This is a genomic window from Geovibrio sp. ADMFC3, assembly GCF_054687035.1.
Genome location: NZ_BAAFZG010000002.1, coordinates 345,606 through 368,264 on the forward strand (window position 1 = coordinate 345,606; position 22,659 = coordinate 368,264).

General features: G+C 43.8%; 22 protein-coding genes. 5 read left to right on the forward strand and 17 right to left on the reverse strand.

The window, feature by feature from the left end; translation table 11 throughout:
• Together ACYRYY_RS01890 and ACYRYY_RS01895 are read right to left on the reverse strand one after the other, a co-directional pair.
• On the reverse strand, nt 1–1,443 hold the full coding sequence (locus ACYRYY_RS01890) for a nickel-dependent hydrogenase large subunit (protein WP_460213797.1): 1,443 nt from the start codon (nt 1,441–1,443) through the stop codon (nt 1–3).
• Between the two features lie 445 nt (nt 1,444–1,888).
• Nucleotides 1,889–2,482: a helix-turn-helix domain-containing protein gene (locus ACYRYY_RS01895; RefSeq protein WP_460213798.1), complete on the reverse strand. Its 594-nt coding sequence runs from the start codon at nt 2,480–2,482 to the stop codon at nt 1,889–1,891.
• A 242-nt stretch (nt 2,483–2,724) separates the two neighbouring features.
• Here ACYRYY_RS01895 and ACYRYY_RS01900 point away from each other — a divergent pair, with 242 nt between their 5' ends.
• Nucleotides 2,725–3,120 carry a hypothetical protein gene (locus ACYRYY_RS01900; protein WP_460213799.1) on the forward strand — a complete coding sequence of 132 codons (396 nt, stop codon included), beginning with the start codon at nt 2,725–2,727 and terminating at the stop codon, nt 3,118–3,120.
• Here ACYRYY_RS01900 and ACYRYY_RS01905 read toward each other — a convergent pair.
• The 15 genes from ACYRYY_RS01905 to ACYRYY_RS01975 form a co-directional block, all read right to left on the reverse strand.
• A complete protein-coding gene (locus tag ACYRYY_RS01905; RefSeq protein ID WP_460213800.1) occupies nt 3,117–5,402 on the reverse strand; it encodes an endonuclease MutS2 in 2,286 nt (761 codons plus the stop codon). The genes ACYRYY_RS01900 and ACYRYY_RS01905 overlap by 4 nt on opposite strands.
• Before the next feature lie 18 nt (nt 5,403–5,420).
• The gene (locus ACYRYY_RS01910) at nt 5,421–6,128 is read right to left on the reverse strand and encodes a CvpA family protein (protein ID WP_460213801.1); all 708 of its coding nucleotides are present in this window, start codon (nt 6,126–6,128) and stop codon (nt 5,421–5,423) included.
• Entirely contained in the window at nt 6,115–6,573 is a 459-nt protein-coding gene (locus ACYRYY_RS01915; protein WP_460213802.1) for a GatB/YqeY domain-containing protein, read from the reverse strand. Before ACYRYY_RS01915 ends, ACYRYY_RS01910 begins: the two co-directional genes overlap by 14 nt.
• On the reverse strand, nt 6,570–7,079 hold the full coding sequence (locus ACYRYY_RS01920) for a cob(I)yrinic acid a,c-diamide adenosyltransferase (protein ID WP_460213803.1): 510 nt from the start codon (nt 7,077–7,079) through the stop codon (nt 6,570–6,572). Before ACYRYY_RS01920 ends, ACYRYY_RS01915 begins: the two co-directional genes overlap by 4 nt.
• A 9-nt stretch (nt 7,080–7,088) precedes the next feature.
• On the reverse strand, nt 7,089–8,051 hold the full coding sequence (gene pfkA, locus ACYRYY_RS01925) for a 6-phosphofructokinase (RefSeq protein WP_460213804.1): 963 nt from the start codon (nt 8,049–8,051) through the stop codon (nt 7,089–7,091).
• A 10-nt stretch (nt 8,052–8,061) separates the two neighbouring features.
• A complete protein-coding gene (gene queC, locus ACYRYY_RS01930; RefSeq protein WP_460213805.1) occupies nt 8,062–8,736 on the reverse strand; it encodes a 7-cyano-7-deazaguanine synthase QueC in 675 nt (224 codons plus the stop codon).
• Nucleotides 8,737–8,748: 12 nt separating this feature from the next.
• Complete coding sequence (locus ACYRYY_RS01935) at nt 8,749–10,836, reverse strand: CHASE2 domain-containing protein (protein ID WP_460213806.1); 2,088 nt, start codon at nt 10,834–10,836, stop codon at nt 8,749–8,751.
• Between the two features lie 22 nt (nt 10,837–10,858).
• Nucleotides 10,859–11,962, reverse strand: coding sequence for a hypothetical protein (locus ACYRYY_RS01940; RefSeq protein WP_460213807.1), 1,104 nt, complete (start codon nt 11,960–11,962; stop codon nt 10,859–10,861).
• A 20-nt stretch (nt 11,963–11,982) separates the two neighbouring features.
• Nucleotides 11,983–12,654, reverse strand: coding sequence for a hypothetical protein (locus tag ACYRYY_RS01945; RefSeq protein ID WP_460213808.1), 672 nt, complete (start codon nt 12,652–12,654; stop codon nt 11,983–11,985).
• Between the two features lie 250 nt (nt 12,655–12,904).
• Nucleotides 12,905–14,107: a CsgG/HfaB family protein gene (locus ACYRYY_RS01950; protein ID WP_460213809.1), complete on the reverse strand. Its 1,203-nt coding sequence runs from the start codon at nt 14,105–14,107 to the stop codon at nt 12,905–12,907.
• Between the two features lie 78 nt (nt 14,108–14,185).
• On the reverse strand, nt 14,186–14,824 hold the full coding sequence (locus ACYRYY_RS01955) for a uracil-DNA glycosylase (protein WP_460213810.1): 639 nt from the start codon (nt 14,822–14,824) through the stop codon (nt 14,186–14,188).
• Nucleotides 14,821–15,996, reverse strand: a complete 1,176-nt coding sequence (gene coaBC, locus ACYRYY_RS01960) for a bifunctional phosphopantothenoylcysteine decarboxylase/phosphopantothenate--cysteine ligase CoaBC (protein ID WP_460213811.1) — start codon at nt 15,994–15,996, stop codon at nt 14,821–14,823. The genes ACYRYY_RS01955 and coaBC overlap by 4 nt, the downstream gene beginning before the upstream one ends.
• The gene (rpoZ, locus tag ACYRYY_RS01965; protein WP_460213812.1) at nt 15,989–16,201 is read right to left on the reverse strand and encodes a DNA-directed RNA polymerase subunit omega; all 213 of its coding nucleotides are present in this window, start codon (nt 16,199–16,201) and stop codon (nt 15,989–15,991) included. Before rpoZ ends, coaBC begins: the two co-directional genes overlap by 8 nt.
• A gap of 5 nt (nt 16,202–16,206) precedes the next feature.
• Nucleotides 16,207–16,833 carry a guanylate kinase gene (gene gmk, locus ACYRYY_RS01970; protein WP_460213813.1) on the reverse strand — a complete coding sequence of 209 codons (627 nt, stop codon included), beginning with the start codon at nt 16,831–16,833 and terminating at the stop codon, nt 16,207–16,209.
• Complete coding sequence (locus ACYRYY_RS01975; protein ID WP_460213814.1) at nt 16,826–17,701, reverse strand: YicC/YloC family endoribonuclease; 876 nt, start codon at nt 17,699–17,701, stop codon at nt 16,826–16,828. The genes gmk and ACYRYY_RS01975 overlap by 8 nt, the downstream gene beginning before the upstream one ends.
• A gap of 79 nt (nt 17,702–17,780) precedes the next feature.
• Between ACYRYY_RS01975 and ACYRYY_RS01980 the strand changes: the two genes are divergently transcribed.
• The 4 genes from ACYRYY_RS01980 (at nt 17,781) to ACYRYY_RS01995 (ending at nt 22,655) form a co-directional block, all read left to right on the forward strand.
• Nucleotides 17,781–18,530 carry a slipin family protein gene (locus ACYRYY_RS01980; RefSeq protein WP_460213815.1) on the forward strand — a complete coding sequence of 250 codons (750 nt, stop codon included), beginning with the start codon at nt 17,781–17,783 and terminating at the stop codon, nt 18,528–18,530.
• An 11-nt stretch (nt 18,531–18,541) separates the two neighbouring features.
• Nucleotides 18,542–21,187 carry an aconitate hydratase AcnA gene (acnA, locus tag ACYRYY_RS01985; protein WP_460213816.1) on the forward strand — a complete coding sequence of 882 codons (2,646 nt, stop codon included), beginning with the start codon at nt 18,542–18,544 and terminating at the stop codon, nt 21,185–21,187.
• Nucleotides 21,188–21,297: 110 nt separating this feature from the next.
• Complete coding sequence (locus ACYRYY_RS01990) at nt 21,298–21,861, forward strand: DUF1007 family protein (RefSeq protein ID WP_460213817.1); 564 nt, start codon at nt 21,298–21,300, stop codon at nt 21,859–21,861.
• Complete coding sequence (locus tag ACYRYY_RS01995) at nt 21,858–22,655, forward strand: HoxN/HupN/NixA family nickel/cobalt transporter (RefSeq protein WP_460213818.1); 798 nt, start codon at nt 21,858–21,860, stop codon at nt 22,653–22,655. Before ACYRYY_RS01990 ends, ACYRYY_RS01995 begins: the two co-directional genes overlap by 4 nt.
• Nucleotides 22,656–22,659: the final 4 nt, after the last annotated feature.

Sequence of the window (22,659 nt, forward strand, 5' to 3'; positions counted from 1 at the left end):
CTAATGAACCGAGCAGGCTGTGCAAGGGTCAAAACTTCTCACAACCCTGCCAACCTCTATCGAGCCGCCTTCGCCGCCAAAGCGTACAGGCGTTCCTGTTATTGCCTTTTCCACAACCCCTGCTTTACCGTCAGCAGCAGGACCAAAATTCCATGTGGAAGGAACAATCATTTTATAATCAGTCACTTTACCCTTCTCCGCAGTAATGTGATGAACAAGCGCACCTCTGGCAGCAACGGAAAAACCTATTCCCTGCCCGCTTATGGGAGCCTGAAGGTCAACAGGACGGATTGTAGGCTCATCCAAACGGAAATCCTCTGAGCGTTCAAAGAGATAGTTGCAGAGAATCACAGATTCGTAAGCTCTGGCAACTATCCTTGACATTGTCGAGGATGTTATGGAGGAAACGCCAAGCCTTGATAAAACCGACTTAAAGCCTGCGTCATTATTTACCGCAAATCTTGCCACAGGACCGACTTCAAGAGGATAACCTTCATATCTGGGTGCTTTTATCCAGCTGTAGGCTCCCTTTCTGTTTTCATCTGGTTTTCCGGAATTGTCATAAAAAGACGCTGAGAGAAGCTCTTTAACCTTTGCATAGTCAAATTTTCTTTTTTCGCCGCCGATTATAACTCCGGCATTGAAAAGATTATTACCTTTGGAGTTTTTGAAGGACGAGTGGGCATAAAATGTATTGTATGTTTCGCCTATTTTAAAATACTGCGGATAACTGCGTGCTATTTCAAGAGCATCCGGCAGAAAAAAATTATTTACAAAATCTGCCGTTTTCTCCAGTACGTGATAATATTTCATCAGAGTGTCGGCAGTTATCTCAGTGGTGATACCGCCGGGCAGAAGGGCGTGGATAAATGGAACTTTTCCGCCCAGAAGAGCAAGACCGGAAGCAGCTTCACTGCGTATTTTAAGCGCTTCAAAGTAATTAAGAGCAAGCCTGTATACAGTTTCCCTGTCTTTTATATAGTCTCCTTCCGCAGCACCGCTTATGAAAGCAGTGCCGGATCCGCGCATCCACCCTGCTATGTCCTTAAGACGGGTGTCATTTCCGCTGTATGTTGCTGCTACAGAAAGATCGGCATAATCAGGAAGGCAAAGATTGTAAAAGTGAAGCATGTGGTCGGTAACTATATGAAGCCCCAGAATCATGTCTCTGAGAACAACACCGTTTTCCGGCGGTGTTACACGGTATATTTCCTCCAGTGCCATAACAGAAGAGACGCCGTGAACCTCGTGGCATACTCCGCATATGCGCTGGGCTATCCTTGCCGAGTCTACAGGATGTCTGCCGAGAAGCATTCTTTCAAAGCCTCTGTACATGTTCCCCGCAACTCTTGCACGGGTAACTGTTCCTGAATCAATTTCCGTTTCTATTTTGAGGTGTCCCTCTATTCTGGAAATAGGGTCTACGGATAAAATGCGAGCCATTAATCCCCCTTGTATTACAGATCATCAAACATGGATGACATTATTTTCACTTTATTAATAAAAATTTGAACGAAATCTTACAACACGACAAATTTATGTCAACATGTATATTAGCCTTTATTATAGTGACTATTTGATAAAACAATGTTTAAATTTGTCAGATGGTATGACCGTCATACCGTAAAAATAATATCCTTATTTTCAATGAGTTAGGAGATGTTAATCAATAATTAAGACTTTTAAGATTAGATTTGCCTTCAACCGAAGAGGAGAAACATATAAAAGCGTTATACTTATTATTTAGGATAAATCGTGCATAAAACAAAAGCATATGCTGTTTTGAAAATGCGATTAAAGAAATCTCACTGATACGGATACAACGGTATTGTATTCGCTTAACATAGAAAAAAAAATCAGATTAATCGGAATATATAGGAAATAACTGTTATTTGTCCTTTTTTTCGAGATGTTCTTTTAAACCTTCTGTTTTCAGGAGAATTCCGATAACTTTCGCTTCTCCCGAAGGGCACTCAAGGTAGTGAGGTATACGGGAGTTAAAGGCTATTGAATCACCCTCTTCCATTTCGATTACTTCATCATTGAGATAAAGATTAATCTGCCCCCGCTGAAGATAGACATATTCATAACCTTCATGATTGAAAAGCTTTTTATCATTACCGCTTTCTTTGATAGTAACCATATATATCTCAAGATTTTCAAAACCGTGTACCTTTGCCAGCTCTTCATAAATATAGCCGTGCTTTACTCCCTCGCGGAATATAAGTTTGCGGTCATTTCTTTTAACCATATGGTAGTCATTGTAGTCTATTTCTTCTTCAAAGAAGTAAGTCATTTTTACATTTAAAACTTTAGCTATTTTGGAAAGAGTGTTTATGGGTGGGGTGACAACATTGTTTTCTATCTGGGAGATAAGAGCTTTAGAGAAACCTGTGTACGATGCAACATCCTGTAGAGTTAGCCCTCTCTGGTTTCTGATCTTTCTGACTCTCTCGCCGATTTTAATGACATGTTCTGACATCTCCCACCTTTATTCGTTTAATTTAATCAACTTTTGTTAAGGTATATTTAAAACAATCAGAGTTGTCAACCATAATCATGCGAAAAATTAAAACAAACAGGTTAAATATGCTCAAAACATATGTCAGCTAAATAAAAAAGTGAAAACTCACTTCCATTGTTTCACAAAATATGAGAATATACACATTAAAATCATGTGTCTTCGCATTCTTTGTTTTGCAGCATGTTTTTAGGGAGGCTTTTATGAAAGCATACGATGTTCTTTTAATAGATGAAGATAAATCTTTCACAGAAACAGTGAGAACAGAACTCCAGAAAGCAGGGATAGGAGCTGCCTCTGCAAACTGCAAGGGCGAGGCTTTTTACTGCCTTGAAAAGAAGCATCAGGACGGCGAAAACTTTTATCTCGTTGTAATGGATATGCACTGCAAGTTTATCACCCCTGACGAAGTTAAAAGTGTAATAAACTCCCTCGGCGGGGTTATGCCGCACCTGCTTTTTTCCACAAGTGCAGACAAGATGCTTCAGAAAAATATAGGCGGAGATGCGTTCAAGCCGAAACTTCTTCTTGAACGCATGCTGAAAATTCTGATTAACCACCCTTCCATTGCCGGAAAAATAGACAGAAGCTGCTGCTAAAACTCCACAACAGTAACCGCCTGACCGCCCTCTTCATTAGAGGCAAGGGCATACTTCTTCACCCTGCGGTCACGTCGCATATACTCATGCAGCCCTTTACGAAGCTGACCTGTTCCGCGCCCGTGTACTATGTATATCTTTTCAAAACCGCTTAAGAGCGACTCGTCCATAAATTTATCAAGCTCATCAACGGCTTCCTCGACCCTTTTACCCACAAGAAGAATCTCTCTGCGGAAAGCGGGTACAGCTTCGGTCTTGAGCTTCACATCTTTAACTCTTTCCTCTTCCTGAAGTTTTTTGCCGATTATATCCGCACGCTTCATTTTGATTTTGAGCCCGCCGAGGTCAAGGGAAACAACATTACCTTCTATTGCGGTAATTTTGCCGCTCTTTTCGTACTTTTCAAGAAATATAATGTCGCCGTTTTGGATATCACGCACAGGCTTAAGCTTTTTCTTCAAAACAGTAAGTTTTTCTGCCGATTTTTCCATACCTTCAAGGGCTTCTGCTTTATCTATCTTCCCCTGTTTTTCTCCGGCGAGTCGTTTTGCCCTCTCAAAAAGACGCATAGCTTCCTCAAGAAGCTCTGTTTCTTTCTTATCAAGCCTTTGTTTGAGGCTCTTTTCCTTCTCCTCAAAAACAGCCTGACGCTCCAGAAGCTCCAGCTTTCTGCTGCGGTAGATTTCCTTCTCTTTTATCAGCTCCGACTTAAGCCTGTTGACTTCCTCTATGCCTATTTCAAGAGAGTTTTTTGCTTCTTCAATTAGCTCTTCAGCCCGTTTTACCACATCCTCCGGAAAACCAAGACGCTTGGAGATAACCAGCGGATCAGACTTGCCGGCAACGCCTTTCTGGAGGCTGTACTTGGGTTCAAATGTTTTATAGTCGAACTCAACTGAAAAGATCGCAGAATCCGCCCTGGAAAGGGCAAAGTTTTTTATCTCCGCAAAGTGTGTGGTGACAAAAGTTACAGCACCTTTTCCCGCCAGACTTTCGCATACAGCAACAGCAATCGCCGCCCCTTCTCTGGGTTCAGTACCTGTACCAAGCTCATCCATAAGCACAAGGCTGTCAGAAGATGCTGCGGACAGTATGTCACGTATATTAACCATGTGAGATGAAAATGTACTTAAGTCCATAACAAGTGACTGATGGTCACCGATATCCGCCAAAACATTCTTTATTCTGAAAAGTTTGGCAGATTTACCCATAAGAGGCAGCCCGCAGGAGGCGATTATGTGATTAAGCCCCAGTGATTTAAGGGCGGCAGTCTTACCACCGGTGTTAGGACCGGAAATGACGCCTATGTTCTCGCCCTTTTCCATTCTGATGTTCAAGGGAACGGACTCATTCTTCTTTTCAAGGAGGATTATGGGGTGGTGTACCCTGTCAAACTCCAGCACTTCGCCGAAAACGGGCATACAGTGGGGTTTTGGTTTGTAAAACTGGGCTGTTTCAAGGAAAAATGCCACTTCACCATAGTTTTCCGTGGTGGAGCGTATTTCCCTTCGTTTTTCATAAATGCTTCTGATTATAGAGCTTAAAATACGGAAAATCTCTTTGCGCTCCTCCGCCTTAAGCTCGTGGTGAGTGTTGTTCATGGAGACAGTTGATTCCGGCTCCACAAACAATGTCTGTCCGCTGGCGGAGCGGTCGTGGACTATACCGTCGATATATTGACGGAAATTGCTTTTACATGGGAGAGTAAAACGTCCGCTGCGCTCTGTTATCACAAGTTCCTGAATGAATTTTTCAGCATTCAGGCTATATAAAACAGAGTTAAGTGCGTTGTGTATCTTCTTTCTGACTGATTGAAGCTCGTTTCTGATCTCTTTCAGCCGGGCAGAGGCATCATCACGTATATCACCTTTATCGTTAAGCACTTCACCTATTGCCGTTGTAATATCGCTTAATGCGGACATTCCTTTAAGATAGGCTTTGAGGTTCACAGCCCCGGCGTCTATCAATGCCGCCTTCAGAGCCGCAGCATTCATAAGAAATTTGCGTATTTCCATCAGTTCCTGCGGTTCAAAGAAAGCAAGGGGATCGTTTATCCGGGGATAAACCGCAAGATAATCTTCATCACGCTCAATGCGCAGGCTTACGGATTTCACAAGCCCAAGGGCCTCCTCCATAACGTCCTGACGCATTTTTATTGTCTCATAATCCCCGAAGGGCTCAAGTTTTTCCAGCACCTGAGCGGAAAGACTTGAAACGAATGAACCTCTAAGATATTGTCTGAATAGGGGAAACTCTAATGATTCTATGTGGGAGTCTGTCAAAATTATGCCACCGTTTTTTTATTGATCGGACTGCGGGGCAAGGAGTTTTTCAGCCAGAGCATCTTTTTCTTCTCTGGTCATGTCTTTTATTTTATCCATGATGTCTTCTGTTTTCTCTTCTGCCCCGTCTTTGATATTTCCGGCAGATTCCTTGACTTTTTCAAGGGCTCTCTGCCCATGATCACCGCCGAAAATTTCAATTGGCTCAAGCTCTATCTTCTCTTCACGGAAGGGGTTAATCTGCGAGCCGCCGAACTTGTTCACTATGTCGTATATAACAGGGGAAAGCTTTATGAGAAATCCTGAAACTGCGCCGTTTTTCGTTGTTTTCACAAATCCTGAGTCCTTCGGCATGAAAGAAACAAAGGATGTGAGTATAACAGAAAGTATAACAGCCGCCTTAAAAGCGCCGAAAACCATTCCGCCGCCCCTGTTCACTTCGGAAAGGGACACGTTTTTTATAATCTTACTTATAAAAACAGCAACTATCATCACTATAAGGTATGTGACAATGAAAACTATCACAAACCCGAGTGCGCTTAAGGATTTCTCTGACAAATCGAATGATTTGAACAGGCTTCCCACCGTCAGGGAATATTTATAAGCCACTACGTAGCCGGCTATTATAGCCGCCACGCCGAAAAGCTCATGCACAAGCCCTTTGATGAGCCCGCGCACGGCAAATGCGCCGATTAGTATCAGCAGTACAATATCAGTTATTTCCATCAAACACTGCCTTAACAAGCTCATTAACCAGCTTGCCGTCTGCCTTGTTTTTTGTTTTTTCCATAACTTTTTTCATTACAGCGCCGAAGTTCTTTTTATCAGTCACATCAACGCCTTCTGCCGCTTTAGTAACTATAGCCCTAACCTCGTCAGCGCTCATCTGAGCAGGCATATATTTTTCAAGAAACGTAATTTCAAGCTCTTCCTTGTCGGCAAGCTCAGGTCTTCCCGCATCCCTGTACTGGGTTGCGGCATCCTTACGTTTTTTAACGGCTGATGCAATAACCTTAAGAACGCCCTCATCGTCCAGTTCGCCTGCCGGTCTGTTGTTGATTTCAACATTTTTTATTTCAGAGCGGAGCATACGCACTGTATCAAGGGCTATCTGGTTTTTCTCTCTCATGTATGTTTTCATATCGTCGGTTATAATGTCTTTAAGGCTCATTTTTCGTCTTTCTCCTTTCCTATCACTCTCGCCATCATAAAAAGCATATCGGACAGTCTGTTGACATACTTTCTGACGACCGGGTCAAAATTAACATATGCGGACAAAGTTATCAATCTTCTTTCATACCTTCTGGAAACAGTTCTGCATATGTCCGCCTTTGAGGCATTAAGATTTTCAGAAGGGATGATAAAGCCATGCAGCTCGCCTGTGATGGCTTCGTACTCTTTAGTTCTTGTTTCGAGAAAGTCTACTTCCTCCTGCGGGACAAGAAATTTCTCACGCCCTTCCCTCGTGGCGGCGTATGAGTTTATACGGAAGATTGTCTTCTGTATCCTCATTATATCATCCGCATGAGCGCTAACCCGAAGACGCAGTTCACCGAGATTGGAAACAAGTTCATCTCCGGTTCCCACGAACTCCATAACAGGATCATCCTTATTCACCCTCTCTCCTGTATAAAGGGAGGTCTGTCCCTTGTCTCCTGTTTTGGTTGTTACGCTCATATAGGACTCCTATGTGCTTAAATCTTCCGCCATTTTCAGCAGGTTGGCATCAAATTCCTTCTTTCTGCCTATCACCTCTGACAGCGGAATAAGATCTATCTCTCTTCCGGTCAGGGCTGTCATCATGGATGTTTTGCCGTTCATAAGCCCTTTGACCGCTGCATCCCCCATTCTGGTAGCAAGTATACGGTCAAAGTAAGTCGGACTGCCGCCCCTTTGTATGTGCCCCAGAACAGTTATGCGGGTTTCAAAGCCCCCCATAAGCTCCAAAGTTTTACCGAAGTCATAGGCAGAACCCACACCTTCAGCTAAAATTATAACGCTTCTGGTCTTGCCTTCCTCATAGCGTTTTCTGATTTTGGCGATTATATTTTCCAGATGAAACGGAACTTCAGGAATAAGCGCAGTTTCCGCTCCGCCGGCTATGGCGGACATAACAGCAAGATAGCCGCAGTGCCTTCCCATAACCTCAATTATGAAAGTTCTATCATGCGAGCTTGCCGTATCATTTATGGTATCTATGGCATGGACTATGGTATTCAGAGCCGTGTCAACACCTATAGAAGTATTTGTGCCGTAGATATCGTTATCTATCGAACCGGGAAGCCCGATAACTTTGATACCGTAATTTTCAGCAAGGATCTTTGCTCCGGTCAGTGAGCCGTCGCCGCCTATAACCACTAGTCCTTCTACGCCGTTTTTCTCAAGGTTGCTGACTGCGAGCTTCTGACCGCTTTCGGTCTTAAACTCCATGCAGCGGGCACTGCGGAGGAATGTTCCGCCACGGTAAACCATATTGGAGACATCCTTGCTGGAGAGCAGGCGCATCTTGTTTTCGATCATGCCTTTGTAACCCTGCTCTATCCCGAAAACCTCGACACCGTTTGCAAGTCCTGTTCTCACCACGCTTCTGATGGCGGCGTTCATACCGGGGCTGTCGCCCCCGCTGGTCATAACGGCAATTTTTTTCATAGCTATCCTGTTACCTCTTTTTGTAGGGGATCGGGTCGGAATAACCCGCCTGTTCAAATCCTCTTAAACGAAGAAGGCAGCTGTCGCACTCACCACAAGCCTCATCTTCGCTTTTATAGCAAGACCATGACAGCTCAAGAGGTGCTTTCAGCTCTTTACCTAATTTAACTATATCCGATTTTTTCAGGGAAATGAGCGGAGTTTCAATTTTTATTTTAGTTTCCGGCTTGGTTCCTGCATCAACTGCCGCTTCAAAGGCGTCATAAAACACTCTGCGGCAGTCGGGGTATCCGCTGCCGTCCTCTTCCACAGCGCCAATGAAAATCGCCGAAGCTTCAAGAACTTCTGCCCAGCTTGCGGCAATTGAAAGAATGTTTGCATTTCGGAAGGGAACATATGTTTTAGGTATTCCCTGCCTTTCAAGCTCGCCTTCCTCCACTTCGATTGCTTCATCCGTAAGGGACGAACCGCCGATCTCTTTCAGATAGCTGATATCCACAACAAGTTTTCTTTTTATTCCGTAAAAACGGCAGAGATCCTCAAATGCCTTATATTCTCTGTTTTCTGTTCTCTGACCGTAGTTTAAGTGGAGAAAGCAAGGCTCGTAATTCTGAGCGGCGATAGCCGCTGTAACGCAGCTGTCCATACCGCCACTTACGAGAACAATGGCTTTTTTCTTAGACATATTAAGCACTTCCTATTTTGATTTAAGGGTATATACCCCGTCCCAGTCTTCTTCAGGAGGGTTTTCAAGGAAATCAGCGCATCTTTCAGCGAAAATTCCAGAAGGTCCGTCAGAAAATTTTTCCGCTAAATCACGGAAAACCGCAAGTGCTTCATTGAAATTCATGTTGAAGTATTTATCAAGGGCTTTTTCAAAAAGCTCCTTGATCTCTCTGTTTTCAGGTGTGTCTGTCATTGGCTCGAATATTTCCACAGGCTTGTGTTTGCCTTTTACACGCACTTTGTCCAAAAGACGGCAGAGAACAGGTATAGTGAGTCTGTTCATTGTAAACTCACTGATCACTATTCTTGTTTTGTACTGTTTGCAGAGCCCCTCAAGGCGGGAGGCAAGGTTAACGCTGTCGCCTATGGCAGTGTATTCAAAACGCACCTTTGAACCCATGTTCCCCACAACAACTGTTCCGGTGTTTATCCCCACGCCTATGTCAACAACAGGAATACCCTCTTTTGCGAACTCAGCATTAACCGCTTTAAGAGTTTCAAGCAGTTCAAGGGCGCTTTTTACAGCCTTGTCGGGATGATCAGGAACATCAACAGGTGTATTGAAAACAGCCATCATCGCATCACCTATATATTTATCCAGCATGCCTCTGTTTTTGAGAATAACGTTTGTCATCGGGTCAAGAAGCCTGTTGAGCATGGAAACAAGGGCGGTAGGAGTCAGGCTTTCAGACAGAGTGGTGAATCCCCTTATATCAGAAAACAGGATCGTCAGATCCCTCTCCTGTCCGCCAAGCTCAAGACCATCGGGATTATTGAGAATTTCCTCCACAAGTTCCGGTGAAACATATGAGCCGAAAGCTTTTTTTACCTCAAGAGCGTGGATCTCTGTTTTAAAGAAAGCGGCAGCCTCTGTCCCCACAATCATCAAGACCGCTGGGAAAAGAGCGTAAAACTCACGCAGCCAGATATTTCCGTATATGAAAAAAACATATGAAACGCAGACAACAGCCATGAGAGCGAAGATGTAAAGCAACCACCGCAAATACTGCTTTCCGATGAGGCTTAAAACGGCAATTATAAGCAGCACAGGGATAATCAGCATATAGTCCCAAGCTTTATTCCATTTAATGAGGTGCCCCTCAAGGAGATTGCTTATTGCAGTGTAGTGCAGCGAAACACCGGGAGTAATGGGGCTTATGGGGGTGGGACGCATGTCGTAAACCCCTGTCTCCGTAACACCGACCACGACTATTTTATTTTCAAAAAACTCTGGTGCAACTGCGCCTGAATATACATCATACGCAGAAATATATTTAACATCGTCATAGAAATTCAGCTTAAAATAACTCTGCTTGTTGAATACGATATTCCCCAGAGCGAATTTTCTCACCCCGTTTTTATCAAGTTCAAGCTCCACATCCTGATTGAGATAGTACCGCAGAGCCTGAATTCCCAGCGGAGAAAACAGATAACCTTTATGGATGTATGTTATGGGGTAGCGCCTGTAAAGTCCGTCTACATCTGCCTCTGTGTTGAAATAGGCGCATGTCAGCCCGCTGTGGGCTATTTCATCAATATTGACTTCAGCAAAGGGGAATTCCTTAACCCCTGTGGTGTTATCAAGCATTTTAAAGGAGAGATAAGCGCAGTCCTCAAGGGCATCAATGGTGTCCTCAGTTGTTTCCTGCGTTGCATTGTCCCTCATGAAGAAGCCGAGAATAATGTTGTCGGAATCGAGTATTTTTTCTGCCAGATAATCGTCACGTTCCGGCTCTGTATGCTCAGAAAAAACAATATCCAGAGTTACTATTCCCGCATTGCGGAGATTGTAGAACATATCTCCGATAATATCTCTGCGCCATGGCCATCTTCCCAGCTTGTTTACGCTGTATTCATCCACGGTAACTATGACCATATCCTGATAAGGTTTAGGAGTTTTACCTATAAGAGAGCGGAAATGAAACTTGCCGTCTTCTATTCCCAAAGCGAATTTATCGATAAAAGAAGGCTGAAAGTGGAAAAGAACTGTGGCAAATATAAGAAAACCGGCAAGAAGCCCGAATTTATAATTCTTTAAAAAAGAGGGTATAAACTTCATAAGCTCCCGCCGGTTTCAGAATTTATTGAGGAGATACAATTATTTCATAATCAGAGAATTTTTCTACCTTAAACCCTGATCTTCCGTTAAGAGACGTAGCAAGATAAAGAGTTTTTTCAGGATATGTCACCACAAGGGAATCCACACCCTGATCTTTGACCTCAAGAACCCAGCTTGTGTAAGTCAGCATCTGTTTAAGCTGCATAAGCCTGTCCATATCCGTTTTGCCCATGAGACGCACAGTCACCATCCTGCTGTTTGCTCCCTGCATTTTTTCCATCACGATTCCCACAAGGGTTGCAGAGACAGAATCACGCAGGTTTTCGGTCATTCTGAATGTGGCGTCTTCTATTGTGGAGCCCTGCCCTCTCACCGGAATATATCCGCTGGCGAGGATCACACGGTTTCCATATTTTTCAGTTATAAGCCTGTAGGTAAGTCTGCCTGTGACTACATTGAAAGGCAGTGAAACTCCATAGCCTATATCTGCTCCCTGCTGGGCTGTGGCAGTGGTTTCAACTTTGCCGATGAGGATTGTGTTTGAAAGATTTTTAAACGCAGCATTGCGCAGAGCAAGGTAGTCATTGGACTTCATTGCTTTTTCAAGCTCTTTTACACCAAAGCCGTTTCCGCCCGCCATATCCACAACTTCCATATTACGTGAAGTAAGTTCATTTATAACATTCTCTGAAAGTGCGCTGGATTCCTCAACCTTTCCGTTAGGAAACACGACAGGCAGCATCACAGAAATAGTTGTGTTTTTAGAAACAATACCCACCGCACTTTCGGCTTTTGTTTTCTCAACAGTGGCAGAAATCTGAACCCTGTAGATAGAGTCATCCTTCTCCTCTCCTGTCACATTAAAGCTTTTGATAACGCCCTGAACCTCTGTTTTGATAGCCTCATCCACAAGGACAGCATTTTGCAGTATAGTATCAGACTTTACTTTGACTCCTGCTGCTTCCTCAAGGGCTGCCCATTTTGCTCTGGCAATGGCGATTGTTCTTGCGGAGGCGGTATCACCGCCCATTATATCAGCTTCGCCAACAACGCTTACCTTTACAGGCTGGGCATAAACAGCCGTACACATAAAAGCTGAAATAAGCAGAATAATCAGTTTTTTCATAGAAACCTCGTTAAATCAGTTTATTTAAGAAACGTAAATACAATTTTAATATCCGCATCTGACCCAAGGAGTTTTTTAAGCTCTTCCGATGCGGTTTTAGCAAGATAAACATCTGTATAAGAAGCCACTCGCTCCGCATTCAGGGACAGAGGCTTTCGCCTGCCTTCCTGAAAAAGCATGGTGACAGCATCCGGCAGATCTGCAACATAAACCGGATGGGAAAATGTTCTGTTCCAAAGCTCATTACCGTCAGCAGAATAAAGTCTGTTTCCCAAAGCCGGAACAAAGCTTCCTATAGCAGTATTGATTATAACAGAATCATACTCTGCGAAGCTTCCGTTATCATAAGCCTCCGGCGCGGACAAGGTTCTTCCTGCCAGAACATCAAGCGGATCAATCCTTCCTGATAGACAATAATAACCTTTTTTACTTTCTTTGTCGTATATTCCTTTGCCTTTACAGGAAGAAAGAGAGGAAAGAAGCTCTCTGAAAACCTGCTCGGATTCATTATCAAATAATGCTGTATCTTCAAGGGTTCTAACTCCGCTTACGGGGAGATCGGATAAAACAGCATGAGCCTTTTCTTCTGCCTCGATCCTTGCCCTTGTGAGGGCATCCCGCATTTTCAATCCTTCTGCGGATTCGCCTATAACAGTTATTTTCCCGCTGTTGAGAATGTCAATATAGCTCAATGTCTCCTGCGGGAAAAAGCTGTCAGCTCCGTAAGAACAGACAGAAAGTGCCATAAGAAAAAAGAGAACCGTAAGCTTAGGTCGTATAGCAGATCTCCTCAGGATGTTTTACTGATTTTAGCTTTGATAAAAGGACTTAACAAGGTAAAAAACACATAAAAAAGAAAGGAAGGAGGGATGAGGTTTTAAGGAGGTATGCGGGAATAAACGCATCCGGCAAATTAAATAATTTGCCGGATGCAAAAAGAGATTAAAACATTTTCTTAAACATGCTCTGTCCTTCAAGCTTCTGACGCTTGATGATAGAGCCGTTTTTAACTCTTGAAACGGCTGCCGGGTCGCCGTCAATTTTTGCCCAGGCCTGATCCTGAGCTATCTGATCAGAAATTGTCAGTTCTACAGGTATCTTAGCCATATTGCATGATTTCTGCCCTGAAAAAGGATCAGCAATCTCGATAAACTCATAAACTTCAAGTTTTTCACCTGAGTTCACACCAGCATCGCTTCCCATATTCACAAGAGCCAGTGCCTTGTTGCCTCTGAGCTGTTTGATATATCCTTTGGGAGAAAATCTCTGAGAGAGAGTCGGCTTAACATCGTCAATGGCTTCGCCCATGGCTTTTTTAGCTGCTTCGGCTATGAGTTCAGGGTTAAGCCCCTGTCCGCCGCCTGCAACTTCACGTCCTTTGACTTTGTTATTAACGATAACCTGACCTGTCTCAACATCGATCATTTTCACTGTCATCTCGACATTGACTATCCAGCCGGACTGTGTGTTGGCGGCAGCTTTTCCAACAGCAAGGGCAAGGTTAAACCATGCGTTTCCGGTATCGGATGTTTTATTATTGTTAGGCGGAACGTACTTAGCGCTGATGCTGTCAACGGTGCCTGCGAAAACATACTGAACGCCGGCGAGTTTACCTGCACGCACCGCAGTATTCGGGTCAGCTATCGCCATCTGAAACTTTTGTTCGCTGAGTATGCTTTCAAGGCTTGAGCGGTCAAATATGCTCATACCGCCAATGTTAGCCACAACATTTTCCGTAGCTGACTGGGCATATTCGCCTATTTTGGGAGCAACTTCCCTCATGTAGGTATCAACCTGACCTGAAGATGTTACATCAGTTTTTGAAGCGCCTACATGCCCAACACCCACTGCTCCGGGAGCTACAACAACTCCTGCAACGCCTGCGCTTGTGCGTTTGGTCGTTGATTTGCCGGCAAAGCTGGTATTTGATGCTGACATTTTTCCGTATGATGTGTTATTGACGAACTGAGCAACAGCAACTCTGGGAACGTCGAATTTGTAAAAAGATTTGCATACTTCGGGGATAACCACCATCTCAGCATCCGCAGATGTTACCTGAGACGCCATAGGATCAACTTTGGGTCCCCCTCCTGTGCATCCTGCGATCGCAGCAACCGCAAGAGCAGTTAAAAATAACTTTCTCATCACCACACCTCAATTGAGTAATTACAAATCATAACATATTTATTTTTTTTTGAGGACTTATAATATTAGGCAAATAAATTATTTTTTGCCGAGAACAGCCATTACTTTCTGAAGATCATCCCATGCAAATTTTTTCATATTCGGACTGCGAAGAAGGTAAGCAGGATGGTAAGTCGGCATAACCATTATTCCGTTCATGTCCACAAATTCGCCCCTCATTTTGGATATGCTGGTGTTTGTTTTAAGCAGATACTGGGTTGCCACACTGCCCAGACAAACAATAACCTTTGGTTTAACATATTCGATCTGGCGGTAAAGATATGGGATGCACGCTTCCGCCTCGTCCCTGAAAGGGGCTCTGTTATCAGGCGGACGGCATTTCACTATATTTGCTATATAAACTTCCTCACGGCTGAACTGCATGGCTTCAATCATTTTGGTGAGCAGCTTCCCGGCTTTTCCCACAAAAGGCCTGCCCTGCATGTCCTCATCATATCCGGGTCCTTCGCCCACAAACATAAGTTCGGCTTTTTCATCACCGTCAGAGAAAACAGGGTTGGTTCTTCCTCTCGATAATCCGCATTTTTCGCAGGATGCGACCTTTTCGGCAAGAGTTTTCATGTCGTCTATAGTCTCCTGTTTTGCCGGAACAGCGGGTTTTAGAATGTGGCTGACGCCGTAAACTTCCTCTATGGGATTTTTGCTGAATGAACTCATTTCAGAAGCCCCGCAGCACGGATAAGTATCAGTTCTGCAAGCTTTTTCTTTGAACCTTTGTCAAAATGCTCTGATGAGCCATCGGCAAAGAAAATATCCGCCTCATTATCATCAGAACCGAAACCTATATCTTTTCTGGAAATATCATTGGCTACAATCATATCCAGTTTTTTTTCATTGAGTTTGCGAATGGCGTTTTTATTAAGATTTTCGCTCTCTGCTGCAAAACCGCAGAAAACCTGCGAATGTTTTTTGAGAGGAGCAATCTCTTTTAAAATATCAGGATTCTTTTTCAGGCGGATAACAAGCTCACCTTCGCTCTTTTTTATCTTCTGCAATGCAGCCTCGACAGGTGCATAGTCCGCCACTGCGGCAGCTTTTATAAGTATATCACATGAGCCTACATTTTCTTTCACAGCCTTAAGCATATCTTCCGCTGATTTAACCCTGACAGTGTCAAACCCGGAGCAGTCAGCGCTGATGCTCCCTGCTATAATTTTAACCTCAGCACCGAGTTCACGGGCTTTCAAGGCAACAGCAAGTCCCATTTTGCCGCTGGAATAGTTGGATATATACCGAACCGGATCAATAGGCTCAACAGTTGCTCCGGCAGTGACCAGAACCCGAAGCCCCGCAAGAGGGCGTTCACCTTCAATGAGCCTGAAAAGCTCCTCCGGTTCTTTCATTCTGCCTTTGCCGCTTGTTCCGCAGGCAAGCTCTCCGCTGTCAGGCTCTATAAGAATATTGCCCCTTTCGGCTAAAATCCTAAGATTATTCTGTGTGGCAGGGTGGTTAAACATATTGGTATTCATGGCAGGTACAAAATAAACAGGCTTAGTGTACACAAGAAGAGTGGACGCAAGAAGATTGTCTGCAATACCGTGTGCAGCTTTTGCGACAGTGTTGGCAGTGGCAGGGGCTATAATGAACTTATCAGCCCAGCCCGCCAGTTCAATATGCTCGATAATTTCAGGATCCAGACCCGGGTCAAACTCTCCGGTGTAGGCTCTGTTTCCCGTAACAGACTCGAAAGTAAGCGGGGTTACAAACTTTGAGGCATTGTTAGTGAGAATCACTTTGACGTCATGCCCCTCTTTCTTAAAAAGCCTGCACAAAGAAGGTATCTTATAACAAGCTATGCCTCCGCTTACTCCGATGAGGATGTTAGCCATCTATCTCCTCAAAATCCACAGCTTTCTCAATGATTTCATCAAGAGCGTTGGTAGTCACCTTGTGGTATTTCTCAAGTCTGGCTGGTATATCGCCTTCCTTAAAGCTGTTAAGCTGTTTGGCACGAAGACCCGCAAGCCTTACAAGCTTGAAACGGCTTTTAACTTTTTCATCTTTAATTCTCTTTTCAATGTCGAGCATGGGCATAAAATCTAATCCTCCTCTTCCATCAGCTCGTATATGTCTTTCACGTCTTCAGTTTTAAGATGTTCTGCAATATACACTGACTCAAGATGTTTATATGCTTCGTCAAAATTTCTGTTCATTATAATATAGTCATATTCGCTGAAAAGGCGAATTTCTTTGCGTGCATTGTCAAGGCGGAGCTTCATAACATCTTCCGGCTCAGTCCTGCGGTTGCGCAGACGCTTCTCCAGCTCCTTTATGCTTGGTGCTGTAATGAAGATATATACTCCGTAGCCAAGAGTAGCCTTAAGCTGCCTGGCTCCCTGCGGGTCGATGTCGAGAAGAACGTCTCCTCCCTCTCCTATTATACTTTCTACAGTAAGTCTGGATGTTCCGTAATAATTTCCATGCACCTCAGCCCATTCGATGAATTCGCCGTCATCTATCATTTTCTTAAACTCAGGCACATCTATAAAGAAATAGTCCACCTTATCGGCTTCATCAAATCTGGGTTTTCTGGTGGTATACGAAATGGAATAACGGAGAGCTTTGTTGTTTTCCAGAAGCTTATTACACAAAGTTGTCTTGCCTGCGCCGCTGGGGGCACTGACCACAAAAAGCTTTCCCTGCTTAAATGTTTTATGCTCAGACAATGTTCTGCACCTGTTCACGGATTCTGTCAAGCTCGCTTTTCGCCCTGACCACATTGTTTATTATACCAATTTTACTGCTTTTTGAACCGATGGTGTTGAATTCTCTGTTGAATTCCTGACACAGGAAGTCAAGCTTTTTACCGCAGGCAGTTTTTGAGTTTATAATCTGCCTCATATGCTCTCCGTGAGCATATATGCGGGTCACTTCTTCGGTGATATCACTTCTTTCGGCGTAAAGAGCCGCTTCCTGAATTATCCTCTCATCCGAAAAGCCTTCAGGAAGAAGTTCCTTAACCCTAGCTGTATATTTATCATACCAGAAATTATAAACATCTTTACGGTTTTCATCAATCTCACGGTTCATTTCTTCCAGAACAGCAATGCGCTCAAGAAGATCCGCTTTCAGTGCCTGTCCTTCCTCCGCTCTCATGGACTCAAGCCCATCAAGAGCAGTGTTCAGAGCATCAATAAGCACCTTGCCCACTGTATCACCCAGAGTATTGTCCTCTTCTGTGCCGATGACATCAGGAAGGGAGATAACATGATCCAGACTTATGCTGCCGTCAAGAGAAAATTCCTCTTTCGCCGCAGTAAGTGTATTGATGTATCCTTCAAGCAGTTCCCGGTTAAGTTTCGGTTTATACTGGGATTTTTTAAGGTTCACATCCACAAACATATCAACCTTTCCTCTTTCAAGGCGTTCTCTGATTATGTTCTTAATGGAAATTTCGATAAAGGATAGATATTTGGGCATTCTGATGTTAAGATCAAGATACTTGCTGTTCACACTTTTTATCTCGACTTTTACATCGCAGCTCTCTGAAACGGAAATACCTTTTCCGTATCCTGTCATACTTTTTATGCCCATGGAATTTTTCTCCTTACGGGTATGGCAAATTTTTGATATTGAGTGTAAAATGATACATAAACAGACTTTGGAGGTCAATATGTTTCCATCTTTGGGAGTGCTGGTACTCCTTGCCGTTGTTTTGCTGGCAAATTCCATACGCGTGCTTAAGGAATATGAGCGTGCAGTTATTTTCCGTCTCGGCAGATTTTCCGGCGTAAGGGGTCCCGGGCTTATAATCCTTATCCCCGTTCTGGAAAAAATGGCAAAAGTCAACCTCCGTACGGTGGTTATGGATGTTCCGCCTCAGGATATTATCACAAAGGACAATGTGTCTGTTAAGGTAAATGCTGTTATCTATTTCCGCATACTCAGACCGGAAAACGCAGTTCTTGAAGTTGAAGATTACTATTATGCCACAAGCCAGCTTGCCCAGACAACATTAAGAAGCATTCTGGGACAGTTTGAGCTTGATGATCTTCTTTCCAACCGTGAGCAGATTAATGATGAACTTCAGTCTGTGATAGATAAGCAGACAGACCCTTGGGGTGTTAAGGTCAGCTCCGTTGAAATGAAACATGTTGACCTGCCCAGCGAAATGCAGAGAGCTATGGCAAAACAGGCAGAAGCAGAAAGGGAAAGAAGGGCTAAAATTATTCATGCTGAAGGTGAAATGCAGTCCGCCGAAAAACTTGCCGAAGCAAGTGAGATCATGTCAAAAAACCCTGTTACAATACAGTTAAGATATCTGCAGACACTCACGGAAATAGCGTCAGAGAAAAACTCCACCGTTGTTTTCCCGTTGCCTATTGATCTGATCAGCAAGTTTATGGATAGGTTACCCAAGTAGGAGGAGACTGTATGCTCAAATCGGATTACAAAAAGATTCTGGACACCTCAAAAGGCAAAGTTGCCATGTATGACATCACTAAGCTGGAAAAAGACGGTCTTGCCGATATTAAAAGACTTCCGTATTCCATCAGAGTGCTTGTGGAAAACATGCTCCGTAAGCTGGACGGACAGATCGTCACCGAAGAAGACGTTCTGGAAGTTGCAAACTGGAAACCTGCATATGACGCACCGAAAGAAATTCCGTACCATCCGGCAAGAGTTATCATGCAGGACTACACAGGCATACCCGGCATAGTTGACCTTGCCGCAATGAGAGACGCTGTAAACGAGGCGGGCAAAAATCCTTCCGTAATCAATCCGCTTGTACCTGTTGATCTCATAGTAGACCACTCCGTTCAGGTTGATTACTTCGGCAGCGAAGACAGCCTTGATAAGAACGTTGATCTTGAATATAAACGCAACAGCGAGCGCTACGCCGTTCTCAAATGGGCACAGAAGGCATTCCTTAATCTCCGCATAGTTCCTCCAAGTTCAGGTATCTGCCATCAGGTTAACCTTGAGTATCTCGGAAAGGTTGTTGACACCCGTGAGATTGACGGAGAAACAGTCGCCATATGCGATACATGCGTCGGCACAGACTCCCATACTCCGATGATTAACTCCATAGGCGTAATGGCATGGGGCGTGGGCGGTATTGAAGCTGAAGCTGTTATGCTCGGTCAGCCGTATTATATGCCAATCCCGGAAGTTATCGGTCTTAAACTCACCGGAACAATAGCCGAAGGAATAACAGGAACAGACGTAATCCTTACTATCACAGAGCTTCTCAGAAAACACAAAGTGGTGGAAAAGTTCGTTGAAGCGTTCGGGCCGGGTATAAAATCACTTAAAATCCCTGACAGAGCAACAATCTCCAACATGAGCCCCGAATTCGGCGCAACGATGACCTTTTTCCCTGTGGATGATGAAACACTCCGTTTCCTCCGTTTCACAGGCAGAGAGGCAGAAGCCGATCTTGTTGAAAAATATACCAAAGCAAACGGTCTCTTCTATGATGATTCCGTTAATCCGGAATACACCAAAGTTGTGGAACTTGATCTTTCAACCATAAAACCATGCGTTGCAGGTCCGGCAAGACCGCAGGACAGAATAATCCTTAAAGATCTGCCCAAGACTATGGACGAATACGCCGGCAAAGGAGCGGAAGTTCCTCTTACTCTTCAGGGCGAAAACTTCACTCTGAAAAACGGCTCAGTGGTAATAGCCGCCATAACTTCATGTACAAATACATCAAACCCTTTTGTAATGATAGGCGCCGGACTTGTGGCGAAAAAAGCCGTGATGAAAGGACTTCGTGTCCCCGCATACGTTAAAACAAGCCTTGCTCCCGGTTCAAAGGTCGTTACAGACTATCTTGAGAAATCAGGTCTTATGCCCTATCTTCAGGCATTGAGATTCCATACGGCAGGCTACGGCTGTACCACATGTATCGGTAATGCCGGTCCCCTGCACCCTATTATAGAAAAAGCAGTCAAGGACAACAAAATGTCCGTTGCCTCTGTTCTTTCAGGCAACAGGAACTTTGAAGCACGTATTCACGCCAACGTCCGTGCAAACTTCCTCGCCTCACCCATGCTTGTTGTAGCTTATGCTCTCGCAGGTACAGTGAATCTCAACATGGATACGGATCCCATAGCCTACAACCCTAATGATGAACCTGTGTATCTTAAAGATATATGGCCCACATCGGAAGAGATATGGGAACTTGTGGAATCAAGCCTCTCCAGCGAGGATTACCTCAAGGAATACGGACGCATACTTGAAGGCGATAAGTTCTGGGCTGCCCTTTCCGCCAACAAAAGCGAAATTTTTGACTGGCAGAAGGACTCAACCTATATCCGCAGACCTCCGTTCTTTGAAGGTTTTAAGCCCACACCTGCGCCTATAACAGACATTAAAGGAGCAAATGCAATAGCTCTTCTCGGTGATTCTGTCACCACAGACCATATAAGCCCCGCAGGTTCTATAATGCCTGATTACCCCGCCGGTCAGTATCTCATTTCCCATGGCAATGCCAAGGATGATTTCAACTCCTACGGTTCAAGACGAGGCAACCATGAAGTAATGATGAGAGGCACCTTCGGCAACGTGAGAATCAAAAACAAACTCGTTGAGCCTAAAGAAGGCGGATACACTAAATATATTCCAACAGGCGAAGAGATGTTCATCTATGACGCTTCGATGAAATATATTGAATCCGGTACGCCCACTGTAATTCTCGGCGGAAAAGAATACGGAACAGGCTCATCCCGTGACTGGGCAGCGAAGGGAACCAAACTTCTGGGAATCAGAGCTGTTATAGCCGAAAGCTTTGAGCGAATCCACAGAAGCAACCTTGCCGGAATGGGTGTTTTGCCCCTGGTTTTCAAAAACGACCAGAGCTGGAAATCACTCGGTCTGGACGGTTCAGAGACCTTCACCATTGAAGGACTTGCAGATGTCACCCCAAGATGCACTGTCAAGGTCAAAGCTGTTAAACCTGACGGCAAAGTTACAGAGTTTGATACAATGTGCAGACTGGACACAGACATCGAGATCGAATACTTCAAACACGGCGGAATCCTCGATTTCGTTTTAAGAAAACTCATGAACTAAAAGAATATCGGGGCACTTCAATACGGAGTGCCCTGCTTGTTTTCCTATTCATCATTAAATATAAGCATAATTTTCTGTACATCATAGAAAATTCAGGTATCTTCTTCTTTATGAAATTCCTTGTCATTACTTTTTTATTTCTCATAACCCTCAATGCTTATCCGCATCCCCATGTATTCATAGACGTTGAAGCGGACATAGAGATAAAAGACGGAAAAATAAACTCAATAACACAGCGCTGGGTTTTTGATGAAATGTTCAGTTCAATGGTTCTGATGGATTATGATAAAAACCGTAATAAAAGAATAGATCTTGATGAAATTAATGATTTGAAAAAAGACTACTTTGACTATCTGGTTAACAGCTCGTTCTTCACTTTTATCAAATATGGTAAAAAAACAATCAAATTTACCAAAGCCACTGACTTCATGCCTAATACTTCAAACAGACAACTGATTTACAGTTTCAGGCTTCAGCCCGATGTGCCCGTTGATGCTGCAAATTCGGATATTTTGATATATGACCCCACATACTATTCCAGTGTGAAGATCGTTAAGGTCCGCAGCAATGTTGATAACAGCATATTCACAATCAGATACGGCAACCTCACACAGGAAAGATATTATTACGGACAGATAAGTCCTGAGACGATTTCTATAAGGAGCAAAAAATGAAAGTATTTCTGACTTTTTTTATTATTGCTTTGGCAGCTGCTTCGGTCAGCGCAAACCCGTTTGGCGGTCAGGAGCCCCAGCATCAGGGAGACAAAGCTGTGTTTATTAACAAAATAACGGATGCACAGCAAACGCTGCGGGAGACAATCATAAAAAAAACATCAGAATACCGTGATTCCAACTCCTCCGCAGCTTTGATTTTCTTTTTCTCTTTCCTGTACGGTTTAGTTCATGCAGCAGGACCGGGACATAATAAAGCAGCAGTTTCCGCATATACGGTAAGCAACAAGCTGTCAAGATATAAAGCCGCTGCAATGGGCGGGCTGTCCGGAATGTTTCACGGATTAACATCCATCGCAACAGTACTTATTGTATATTACCTGACTAAATACAGTTTCGGAAAAACAATACAGAGTACCGAAAAAATATTCATCACCGTCAGCTCCGCAGGTTTATTTCTTTTCGGAATATATTTGTTTTTCTCCTCTTTCAAAAAAGAAACAGACGCTAAAAAGCAAAACGCTCTTTTTACTCTTATATCAGGTATAATTCCTTGCCCTGCGACATTCATAGTGCTGACTTTTTTCATATCAATGGATATGACGGCACTGGGTATAGCATGCGCCTTGTTTCTGACTGCCGGAATAATGACAACAACTTCCGTCACTGCGGTTACTGTTGGGGAGATAGGCAGGCATTCATATATCTTTTTTAATGACAGATATAAGATAATAAGCAGGCTGTCAGCTCTGGCAATCTCATGCTTCGGAATTTTGCTCTATCTCACACTATAAATAT

Excerpts from the sequence above, each read along its gene's own strand:
- ACYRYY_RS01890 (WP_460213797.1), bottom strand. The coding sequence starts at position 1,443 with ATGGCTCGCATTTTATCCGTAGACCCTATTTCCAGAATAGAGGGACAC.
- ACYRYY_RS01895 (WP_460213798.1), bottom strand. The coding sequence starts at position 2,482 with ATGTCAGAACATGTCATTAAAATCGGCGAGAGAGTCAGAAAGATCAGA.
- ACYRYY_RS01900 (WP_460213799.1), top strand. The coding sequence starts at position 2,725 with ATGAAAGCATACGATGTTCTTTTAATAGATGAAGATAAATCTTTCACA.
- ACYRYY_RS01910 (WP_460213801.1), bottom strand. The coding sequence starts at position 6,128 with ATGGAAATAACTGATATTGTACTGCTGATACTAATCGGCGCATTTGCC.
- ACYRYY_RS01915 (WP_460213802.1), bottom strand. The coding sequence starts at position 6,573 with ATGAGCCTTAAAGACATTATAACCGACGATATGAAAACATACATGAGA.
- ACYRYY_RS01920 (WP_460213803.1), bottom strand. The coding sequence starts at position 7,079 with ATGAGCGTAACAACCAAAACAGGAGACAAGGGACAGACCTCCCTTTAT.
- pfkA (WP_460213804.1), bottom strand. The coding sequence starts at position 8,051 with ATGAAAAAAATTGCCGTTATGACCAGCGGGGGCGACAGCCCCGGTATG.
- queC (WP_460213805.1), bottom strand. The coding sequence starts at position 8,736 with ATGTCTAAGAAAAAAGCCATTGTTCTCGTAAGTGGCGGTATGGACAGC.
- ACYRYY_RS01935 (WP_460213806.1), bottom strand. The coding sequence starts at position 10,836 with ATGAAGTTTATACCCTCTTTTTTAAAGAATTATAAATTCGGGCTTCTT.
- ACYRYY_RS01940 (WP_460213807.1), bottom strand. The coding sequence starts at position 11,962 with ATGAAAAAACTGATTATTCTGCTTATTTCAGCTTTTATGTGTACGGCT.
- ACYRYY_RS01950 (WP_460213809.1), bottom strand. The coding sequence starts at position 14,107 with ATGAGAAAGTTATTTTTAACTGCTCTTGCGGTTGCTGCGATCGCAGGA.
- ACYRYY_RS01955 (WP_460213810.1), bottom strand. The coding sequence starts at position 14,824 with ATGAGTTCATTCAGCAAAAATCCCATAGAGGAAGTTTACGGCGTCAGC.
- coaBC (WP_460213811.1), bottom strand. The coding sequence starts at position 15,996 with ATGGCTAACATCCTCATCGGAGTAAGCGGAGGCATAGCTTGTTATAAG.
- rpoZ (WP_460213812.1), bottom strand. The coding sequence starts at position 16,201 with ATGCCCATGCTCGACATTGAAAAGAGAATTAAAGATGAAAAAGTTAAA.
- ACYRYY_RS01975 (WP_460213814.1), bottom strand. The coding sequence starts at position 17,701 with ATGGGCATAAAAAGTATGACAGGATACGGAAAAGGTATTTCCGTTTCA.
- ACYRYY_RS01980 (WP_460213815.1), top strand. The coding sequence starts at position 17,781 with ATGTTTCCATCTTTGGGAGTGCTGGTACTCCTTGCCGTTGTTTTGCTG.
- acnA (WP_460213816.1), top strand. The coding sequence starts at position 18,542 with ATGCTCAAATCGGATTACAAAAAGATTCTGGACACCTCAAAAGGCAAA.
- ACYRYY_RS01990 (WP_460213817.1), top strand. The coding sequence starts at position 21,298 with ATGAAATTCCTTGTCATTACTTTTTTATTTCTCATAACCCTCAATGCT.
- ACYRYY_RS01995 (WP_460213818.1), top strand. The coding sequence starts at position 21,858 with ATGAAAGTATTTCTGACTTTTTTTATTATTGCTTTGGCAGCTGCTTCG.